This window comes from Candidatus Saccharimonadales bacterium (assembly GCA_039928925.1).
GTDB lineage: Bacteria > Patescibacteriota > Saccharimonadia > Saccharimonadales > Saccharimonadaceae > UBA6022.
Genome location: JBDSSF010000005.1, coordinates 50940 through 60576, shown reverse-complemented (window position 1 = coordinate 60576; position 9637 = coordinate 50940). Strand labels below are relative to the sequence as shown.

General features: G+C 42.6%; 9 protein-coding genes and 2 rRNA genes. 9 read left to right on the top strand and 2 right to left on the bottom strand.

Annotated elements, in window-relative coordinates; translation table 11 throughout:
- The 6 genes from ABIS22_05305 to ABIS22_05280 all read left to right on the top strand — a co-directional run.
- Nucleotides 1-377: ribosomal RNA gene (locus tag ABIS22_05305) — 23S ribosomal RNA — on the top strand; the annotation flags it as partial.
- Between the two features lie 203 nt (nt 378-580).
- Nucleotides 581-690, top strand: a 5S ribosomal RNA gene (gene rrf / locus ABIS22_05300).
- Nucleotides 691-782: 92 nt separating this feature from the next.
- Nucleotides 783-2702, top strand: coding sequence for a M14 family metallopeptidase (locus ABIS22_05295; protein ID MEO7741301.1), 1920 nt, complete (start codon nt 783-785; stop codon nt 2700-2702).
- Between the two features lie 40 nt (nt 2703-2742).
- A complete protein-coding gene (locus ABIS22_05290; GenBank protein MEO7741300.1) occupies nt 2743-3477 on the top strand; it encodes a DUF3152 domain-containing protein in 735 nt (244 codons plus the stop codon).
- A complete protein-coding gene (locus ABIS22_05285; protein MEO7741299.1) occupies nt 3474-4298 on the top strand; it encodes a hypothetical protein in 825 nt (274 codons plus the stop codon). Before ABIS22_05290 ends, ABIS22_05285 begins: the two co-directional genes overlap by 4 nt.
- Nucleotides 4299-4574: 276 nt before the next feature.
- Nucleotides 4575-4781: a hypothetical protein gene (locus ABIS22_05280; protein ID MEO7741298.1), complete on the top strand. Its 207-nt coding sequence runs from the start codon at nt 4575-4577 to the stop codon at nt 4779-4781.
- A 41-nt stretch (nt 4782-4822) separates the two neighbouring features.
- On the opposite strand, the gene ABIS22_05275 is transcribed toward ABIS22_05280, so the two are convergent.
- Entirely contained in the window at nt 4823-5284 is a 462-nt protein-coding gene (locus tag ABIS22_05275; protein MEO7741297.1) for a hypothetical protein, read from the bottom strand.
- Nucleotides 5256-6071, bottom strand: a complete 816-nt coding sequence (locus tag ABIS22_05270; protein ID MEO7741296.1) for an ROK family protein — start codon at nt 6069-6071, stop codon at nt 5256-5258. Before ABIS22_05270 ends, ABIS22_05275 begins: the two co-directional genes overlap by 29 nt.
- 88 nt (nt 6072-6159) lie before the next feature.
- On the opposite strand from ABIS22_05270, the gene ABIS22_05265 reads away from it, so the two are divergent.
- The 3 genes from ABIS22_05265 to infB all read left to right on the top strand — a co-directional run bounded on the left by ABIS22_05265 (nt 6160) and on the right by infB (nt 9526).
- On the top strand, nt 6160-6546 hold the full coding sequence (locus ABIS22_05265; protein ID MEO7741295.1) for a hypothetical protein: 387 nt from the start codon (nt 6160-6162) through the stop codon (nt 6544-6546).
- 99 nt (nt 6547-6645) lie between these two features.
- Nucleotides 6646-7719 (top strand): S1 RNA-binding domain-containing protein, encoded by a 1074-nt coding sequence (locus ABIS22_05260; GenBank protein ID MEO7741294.1) that lies wholly within the window; start codon nt 6646-6648, stop codon nt 7717-7719.
- Nucleotides 7720-7753: 34 nt separating this feature from the next.
- The gene (gene infB / locus ABIS22_05255) at nt 7754-9526 is read left to right on the top strand and encodes a translation initiation factor IF-2 (GenBank protein ID MEO7741293.1); all 1773 of its coding nucleotides are present in this window, start codon (nt 7754-7756) and stop codon (nt 9524-9526) included.
- Nucleotides 9527-9637: the final 111 nt, after the last annotated feature.

Below are 9637 nucleotides of genomic sequence, written 5' to 3'. Positions count from 1 at the left end.
CACATCCTGGAGGGGGAGCACCTTCCAAGGGTTCGGCTGTTCGCCGATTAAAGTGGTACGCGAGCTGGGTTCAGAACGTCGTGAGACAGTTCGGTTTATATCCGGTACGGACGCAAGGAAATTTGAGAAGATCTACCCCTAGTACGAGAGGACCGGGGCGGACGAACCTCTGGTGTATCGATTGTGGCCACCTGCTGCATTGTCGAGTAGCTACGTTCGGAATAGATAAGCGCTGAAAGCATATTAAGCGCGAAACTAACTTCAAGATAAGATTTCCCTATGAGGACACTGAAAGACTATCAGTTTAATAGGTGCAAGGTGGAAGCGTAGTAATACGTGTAGCTGAAGCATACTAACAGTCCCATCGCCTTTTTATGTCCTTTTCACCCCTGTTAATGCTTGCATTAATATAGGTGATAAGGTAGACTTAACTAGTAATTGGTGTTAATCACCAAGAACGTCAGTTTTTAAAAACTTACATTCAAACTACCGTGTCCAATTAGTTGGACATCGAAGCAAGGCTTTTTGACCCACCGTCCGCTGATTTCTTTGAAATTATGGCAACGCGTCAAAGCCTTACTTCGGTGCCCATGGCGCTGGGGAAACACCTGTTCTCATTCCGAACACAGAAGTTAAGCTCAGCAGCGGCGATTATACTGCCACAAGTGGGAAACTAGCACGGTGCCGAATTATAAAAAGATCTTCCGAATAGGAAGGTCTTTTTCTTTGGTAAAAAAGATGTTTTTCGGCATGAAATTCTGCTCATGTTAAAATAGAGAGAGATGTTTATAATACAAACACTCAAGAAGTTATACAAAAAGATAGATAGTCTCCCTAAACGACTTACTATTCCAGTCGGTGTTACGCTAATACTGACAATAATGTATAGTTTACTATTCTTTTTGGATAAACCGATTACTTTCTCGTATGCCGGATCAACCTGCATAAACCAACTGACAATATTTCCAGATATAGTAAAAACAAGTAATGAGTCTGCGTATAAAGTTCATACTGGTAATGAATTACGTATTGCTAATTTTTCACTAGCGGCATTCTCCATTTGTTTTTCTGCACAAACCCCACCAAAAGAAGGCATTTCAAAAGTATCTACAGCACCTTTTAGTGGTTTTTTTGCCCGTACAACATACGCTATCACAGTTCCACATCCTGTGAACACATATATTCATGAGATCAAAGATCCGATACCAGGCTCGAAGCCACTTGAAATTAGGCTTGATGGTCGCGACAAGGTTTTTTCGTATGTTTTATCGAGCAATAACAAGCATGCGCAGTGTAAGTCCATAGATGCAAAATTATCATGCGCAATTGGAGACCTAGGTCTGACGCAGGGAAAAACCTATAATATTGATCTACTGCGTCAATTTAAAGGTAAAACTACTAACACTGTAGCATCAAAGAGTATTGCTATTCTTTCAGCCACCAAGGTAGTAGCTACATCTGTGAAGCCGTCAGAAATAGTATATTCAAAGCCGAGGGAGATCGATCTTACATTTGATAAGAATGTTAAGCAAGTAGCTGCTGTGTTATATCGCAAAGAAAAAGATAACTGGGTGAGGGTGGAGACATCTACAACATTTAGTGGCGCCAAGCTCAATCTAAAGACAACAACGGATCTTTTGCGCCTAGCAGAGTATAAGGTATCAATTGATAAACTGGAGGCAGAGGACGGTAGCGGTCTTGATGCACCATATGTCTTACCATTTCAAACCTCGGGTGGGCCAAAAGTTGTCAGTACAAACATCGGTGCTACAAGTGTCACAATCGGATCAACAGTTGTCATTACATTTGACCAGCAATTGCTTGCCTCTCAGGACGTTACTGCGTTTTTACAGCTTTCGAGTGGTGTATCGTTCATATCTAAAAAAGATAACCAGATAGTGCTTAGTCTTGCGGGCGTACCCAAGTGTGGTGATTTTACAATTAAACTCACTAATGATATTCAGAGTAATTTTGAAATTAATGGTAGTTCGGCTTGGAGTTTTGCTAGTAGAACAATTTGCCATACAGTCTCAACAATTGGCTATTCAACTAATGGCCGTCCAATCAACGCATATTATTTTGGGAGTGGAAGCAGGACAGTTGTTTATACTGGCGCTATTCACGGTAATGAGTTTAGTTCTAAGTTACTCATGGAACGCTGGATTCAAGATCTTGAATCCAAAGCTAGATCTATTCCGAGTGACAAAACAATTATTGTTATTCCATCTCTAAATCCGGATGGCGTATCTGCAGGAATTCGAACGAATGCTCGTAATGTCGATCTCAATAGAAATTTTGATACAAGTGATTGGCAAAAAGATGTAACAGATACAAATAATAATCCTTTTCCCGGCGGCGGCGGTAGTACTCCGATGTCCGAAAGAGAGACTCAGGTGCTTGCTTCATTCGTGCGGCGCGTACAGCCTGTTCTCATTATGTCTTACCATAGTCAGGGAAATCTAATCGCTGCTAACCAGGCCGGCAACTCCAATAGCCTCGTACAGTCGTACGCTGCAATGAGTGGCTATCGCAATATTACCGGTCAATCAAGTACTGTTTTCCAATATGGCATCAGCGGTACTGCTGACGATTGGTACGCCGAAAAATTGAATATACCGAGTATTCTTATTGAATTAGGGAGTCATACAAATCCGCAATTTGACCGTAACCAAAAAGCAATGTGGGCAATGGTCAATGTGTAGCCATAAGGTAAGAGAGTAGGATACAATAAATACTATGTGCATGATGTGTTCGGTGGGTTATGGTATGACGGGTCTGATTATTTTGACCTCTTCAACGGGTATGCCCGTTATGAGCCAGACTTCCGCAAACATGACTACTGTGAGTAACCTATCGTCAACCGTAGAGGGATTACGTAGTCTACCAGCCGCCTTAGAAAGCATGAAAGTTCCAACAGTGAAAGATCCAGCATGGTTGGCTGCAGTTAAGGTGGCGGAGCAGCAAGCTGCTGCCAAACCCATTAGTCGTACCGTAACCTATAGCGTCACTACTAAAGGTAATGTTACGGCATCACTGGCTGAATTTAGACAGCAGGCAAATGCTACATTAAATGATGGTCGAGGGTGGGCACGACTTGGGGTGGGGTTCCAAGAGGTGGAATCCGGCGGTAGCTTCACACTTGTACTTAGCGAAGCAAGCCAATTACCAACATTCTCTACAGGTTGTACTGCTGATTATAGTTGTCGTGCTGGCCGGTACGTTGTTATTAATCAGGACCGTTGGATGGGCGCAACGCCATCTTGGAATAATGCAGGTGGATCCCTTCGGGACTATCGACACATGGTTATTAATCATGAAACAGGCCACTGGTTGGGTCATGACCATGAGCAGTGTGGTGGTGCAGGTCAAGCAGCCCCTGTTATGCAGCAACAATCGATAGACCTACAGGGTTGTACATTTAACGCATGGCCACTCGCAAGTGAAATGTGGTCGACACAGCTGGGGATTAACAGATGAAACTAGTACCACTTAAGAAAAAATTTCATCATACTAAACCGTCTTCACGAATAGGATTATTTCTTAGTCATCATAAAAAAATTTCTATAGCTCTTGGAGGAGCCTTGTTTGTGTGTCTAATCGCTGGTTCGTACATATGGTGGAGTTTTTCTGCCTGGGCGCAGTTTGAGGATCGATATGTAAGCCTTCGACAAAACACTGCTACTAAATTTAGTGATACGCTGAAGCTTCCAGTTGGAACGGCGGATCAAAAAATAAAAAAAATAGCCGCTTTTGATGAACTCGGTAAAGATATCACAGGTCAGCAGAACATATGTGAGGACGTACCTGGTCTAATTAAGTGGCAACACACTGTAAGTGCTATAAAAAGATATGAAGACGACTGTAAGTCATTACTTGTAAAGTTAGGTGTCTTAAAAACAAATATCACTGAAATGACAGGTTATATAAAAGATGAGCAGGCCGTAGCTACGCTTATCCAGACTGCTAGTACCGGTTCGTTAGCTGAACTTGATGAAACGACAATGCAAGATACGGCAGCGAAATGGCATACTTTTAGCGAAAAGATGAAAGTTCTTAAGGTGACAACAGAATTTGAGCCAGTTTTGATAGATTTAAGGACTAAATCAGATCATCTTGATGCGTGCTGGCAGGAAGTTATTGCCGCACACACGGCTAAGGATAGGGCAAGATTTGAGAAGGCTAGGGATGAGCTGAGTAGGGCATACGGATCATTTAAAGATAGCAGGCAGGTTAGTGATAAAGTATCCGCTGAAGTCCAAAAAACACTTGAAGCTCAGTACGCACAGAATAAGTCTTAAATAAACTCTACAATATAAAAACGACCAATCTCGCAGATATGGTCGTTTTGCATTTGAATCTAAATTTGGAATTCAAACAGGTGCATATTTATAATATAGCACCCAGTGACTATTTGCAACGCTAGCATCATCATAAAATATGCTTATGTAAACATTGACAAAAAGCATAAGCTGTGGTAATATGAATTCATACACATGTCATATGTGAGGTAATCGGAGGGTTCATAGGTGTTGATAAGACACTTGTGGGCTTTTTTTAATAAGGAGAAAAGTACCATGGCAGGAACAAAACTAGGCGGCCAAAAGGCTGCAGCTGCAAACAAAGCAAAGTACGGATCAGACTTTTACGCTAAAATTGGCGCAAAGGGTGGTCAGAACGGTAAGACTGGTGGCTTCGCTGCTAATCCAGAACTTGCACGTATTGCTGGCGCAAAGGGTGGTCGTATTAGCCGCCGTAAGAAAACTCTTGTTGTAGAAAAATAACATTTTTTTGCTTAAAATAACACTCCGTTTGGAGTGTTATTTTAATTCTTAATACTGTATCTCTTCAGGCCGCAAAGACGTGCGTCGTTAACTTTCCATCTATGGCTACACACAGGGCAGTTATACTGGTATTTTTTTGTTTGAAACCCAGTTGCATTGCATGCCGGGCAGCTACTCCGAGCGTGTAGCCAGTCACGATAGCTATCTAATCCTCCTTGAACTGTGCTATCTTCGATTATCGCACCATATCGCGGTCCAAGTAGTGTCACGGCATAGTCCCATGCATCACGCTCCATCTCTATTAATTGAATATCTCGCGAGTAACCGGTGTGGTCGAGAATCCCATGAGCAAGTTCGTGAAGCAATGAGGCAGTATCTTTTGAATCTTGAGCGTAATATACGGTGTTGTTATCTGGTGACCAGTAAAAATTATCTCCAGGGGCAAAGTTTAATGCCGGAAAATCGGATATGATGCTATTTAACAGCGAGGCAATCGATGGCATAGTAGTAGCAGCCGTAAATAACTGCTTCTTCTGGGTGAGCAGCCTGTAGGAATTGTGGGCATGGGATATGAGAAGGTAGCCTATCGCGTAGTATTGCTTCAAGGCTAGTTCCAAATCTTTCAAAATAAGTTCCAATGCTACCACCGATGATAACGACGTCAGGTTGAACCATAGGTATGACAGCAAGAAAGCCTCGACTTATACGGTCACTAATTTGAAGCCAGTCATTCTCATCCGTTATATCTCTTGCGAATTTGCCAAATATTCCGTAAATTGCTTTTCCTGACGCAAAACTCTCCCATTCTCGGACTTTACCCTCGAACTCAATAAGTATACGGCCACCTTCACTATGACGGAGACCTGGGTCAATTTGGCCATTCGTCGTAACACCTGTGCCTATTCCTGTACTAACCGTCACATAAAGTGAGGACGTAGGAATTGGGTCTAAGATTCGAGTTTCGGCGAGCCCAGCTAGGTTCGCGTCATTATCCACAAAGATTGGAATACCTTTGAAATATGGTGCGAGGCTTGCAGTGATATCAAAATTTTCCCACGTAAGATTATTGCACCAAGTGACAACATTATTCACAACGGTTCCTGGCAGCGCAATCGAAATAGCATCAATTGTTTCGTTTCCAAATTGCTCACTCAATGTTGCCGTAAGAAGAGTGACATAATCCGTCTGATCTGGAGGCGTCTGGAACTTAACTTTTTTTTGTATCAGTCCATCCGACGAAAAACTCGCCACCAACGTTTTTGTCCCACCCGTGTCGACCGTCACTAACATGCTTTTAGTGTAGCACACTCTCTCCTCGGTTGCGTCAGAGATGAAAAAACAGTATAGTAAAGATAAAGTTAAGAGAGAGGTAATAGACGTGAGTCAACAAGTACGAACAAATCAGGGTGGTTCGGTACTAAGTTTTATGATCATAGCGGCTGCATTGTTATTCGTTATTTTGGGAGGTATTTATATTGTTCGAAGAGAGGGTACCAAGACACAATCTATTGGCGATAGTGCGCAGACTTCGGACGGTACGACGAGTCCAGCTGCAACGGATAATAAGGGCACAGATTCATCTCCTAGTAAAACTCCCACCAGTCCAGATACAACGAGCAATCGCACAAGCGAAAGCAGCCAAGGCGCTGTAGTGCTTCCACAGACTGGTCCAACTGAAACAACCGTCAGTGCATTAATGTTGTCCATTTTAGTAGGCTTAGTTGTTGCATATAGTCATTCAAAACGCAGTCTTTCATCACTTTGACTTCTCTCTCTATCTGGGGTACAATGGAGGATAGTCTAGGTGCGCTATGTTTAATGCGCGTCAGGAATATCAATTAAGGAAGGAGTCTTAACAAGACTTATGGCAACTAAAGCCGCAATAACAATGGATGACTTGCTCGCCGATGAAACTGGCGCTAAGCAACTAACAGCAGGAGAAGTAATTACAGGAAAAGTTCTTTCACTTCGTAAACACGAAGTACTGATTGATCTTGGCGCTCAAGGAGTTGGATTTGTTCCACGCCGTGAAGTTGGATTTTCTCGTGCACTTAAAGAAGGTGACGAGGTCACTGCAAGTGTCGTTGATTCCGAAATGGATAACGGATACTCACTTTTGTCACTTCGTAAAGCTGCAAAAGATCGTGGCTGGGAAGAAGTGATTGCTCGCCAAGAGACAGGTGAAGTTATTGACATCACTCCATACGATGCAAATCGCGGTGGTCTACTCGTGGAATTCGAAGGTGTTCGTGGCTTCCTTCCTGTTTCTCAACTATCAGCTGAACATTACCCACGCGTTGGTTCAAGTGATAAAGATGAAATCCTACAGCGTCTTAATGCACTTGTTGGCGTAAGTTTTAAGGTACGCATTCTTGATTGTGACCGTAAAGCTAACAAACTGATCTTTTCTGAAAAAGAAGCGATCAAAGATGGTCTTGCAGCTAGATTCGAAAAACTAGCCATTGGAGATAAAGTAAATGGTGTTGTAACTGGTGTTGTCGACTTCGGTGTATTTGTTAACGTTGAAGGTATCGAAGGACTTGTGCACATCTCGGAAATTAGCTGGGAGCGTGTTAACAACCCTGGTGATTACGTTAAAGTTGGTCAGACAATCGATGCAAAAATTATTTCAATCGATAAAGATCGCTTAAGCCTTAGTATTAAACAATTGTCAGATGACCCGTGGATGACAGAAGTTGATCAGTTCAAACCAGGCAGTAGTGTCGAAGGAACGGTCACAAGGATTACCCCATTTGGCGCATTTGTTCAGATTAGCCCAGCCGTCGAAGCACTCGTTCATATAAGTGAGCTTGGCGAAGGCAGTGATGCAGATCCTGAAAAAGTCTTTACTCTGAATGAACGCAAAAAATTTGTAGTTCTTGATGTAGAAAAAGATAGCCGCAAGATCTCACTCAGTCTTGCTGATAAGAAAAAATAACACTTCCCCGGAAACCGGATAGAAAGGAGCGTGTATGGCTGAAAAAGTAGTTGTTGTTGCTGACTCGATTACAGTGGGTGAATTGGCCGAAACGCTTAATTTACCGGTAACCTCACTGATTGGTGAGTTATTTAAGAATGGTATTGTTGCAACTATTAATCAACGCATTGATTTTGAAACTGCAACAATTATCGTCGAAGAACTTGGACTCGATGTAGAGCTTGAGAAAAAAGTCGCAAGTACAGCGAGTGAACGTAAGATTCATACTCTTAGTGATAAAGCGGTTGATCGGCCGCCGATTGTTGCCGTAATGGGGCACGTTGATCATGGTAAGACAAGTTTACTTGACGCTATTTTGCAGCAAAAAGTTGTTGATGGTGAAGCAGGTGGTATCACGCAGCACATTAGTGCTTACCAGACAGTACGTAAGGGTCGCTCGATTACCTTACTCGATACGCCTGGACATGAAGCTTTCGCAGCACTTCGCCAACACGGCGCAGCTCTTACTGACGTTGTTATTATTGTTGTTGCGGCTGATGATGGTGTAAAACCTCAGACGATTGAAGCAATTCGTTTCGCTAAAACAGCAAATGCCAAAATTGTAGTAGCAATAAATAAAATGGATAAAGAGTCTGCTAACCCGGGTCTTGTAAAAGGCCAGCTTGCTGAACATCAGATTATTTCAGATGATAAAACTTGGGGCGGGGACGTCCCAATGGTAGAAGTAAGCGCAAAGACTGGTGCGAATATTGAAGAACTTCTCGACACGGTTCTTTTAGTTGCTGATATAGAAGAGCTTAAGGCGGATATTGACGTGCCTGGAGAAGGCCTAGTTATTGAATCACATATGGAAACAGGACGTGGTTCAGTTGTCGGGCTGCTCGTTGAACAAGGTGTTCTAAAGCCAGGACAGTTTCTCGTCGCTGGCACTACTTACGCTAAAATTCGTACACTACTTGATTTTGCGGGTAAGCCTATTAAATCTGCAGGTCCCGCCACCCCAGTTACGGTAACTGGCTTTAAAGAACTACCGCAGTTCGGGAATGTTTTTTCGGTTGTTGCTAATGAAAAAATCGCTCGAAACCAAACGGCACTAGCTAAGATTGAACATGATAAAAATGCTGCGAGCACAAATGTTACCGGTGCTGACCTTCTAAAGATGATGACTCAAAAGCATGAGTCACAAGATCTTAATGTGATTGTAAAAGCTGATGTACAGGGTTCACTAACTTCAGTCATGGATAGCTTGCGTTTGGTTGATACGGGTGGCGAGATCACACTCCGAGTTATTGGTAGTGGTGTTGGTAGTATCTCTGAAAATGATATTCGTCTTGCAGCTAACGAAAACACGATTATCTATGGCTTTAATGTTGAACTGCCTCCTGCAGTTAAGCGGCTTGCGATGCGTGACAAAGTACAAGTACGTATTTTTAAAGTTATTTATGAGTTACTCGATGATGCTCGTAGCTCAATGGAGGCTATGCTTGCACCAGAAGTCGTTGAGACTGAGATTGGAACACTAACAATTAAAGGTGTGTTCCGAACTCTTAAAGACGAAATTATCGCAGGTGGAGAGGTCACTAGTGGTAAAGCCGTACCAAATGTACTCGTTCGTATTAAACGCGGCAAGGAGAAGATAGCTGAAGCTGAGGTTACAAAGGTTCAGCGTCAGCAACAAGAGGCCAAAGAGGTATTTGAAGGTGAGATGTGTGGTCTATCCATCAAACTTGCTCATAAGATGATCATCGAAGAAGGTGACGTCCTTGAGTTCTTCAGTCGTGAACTTGTTAAGCGAACTCTAAAATAAACTCAACTTTATTCGCTATTAATACAAATAACCACACTCGTAAGGGGTGGTTATTTGTATTAAGTAGGTTTATAGTTCATAATGCTTGCTTTTTATCAACAAATATGATAG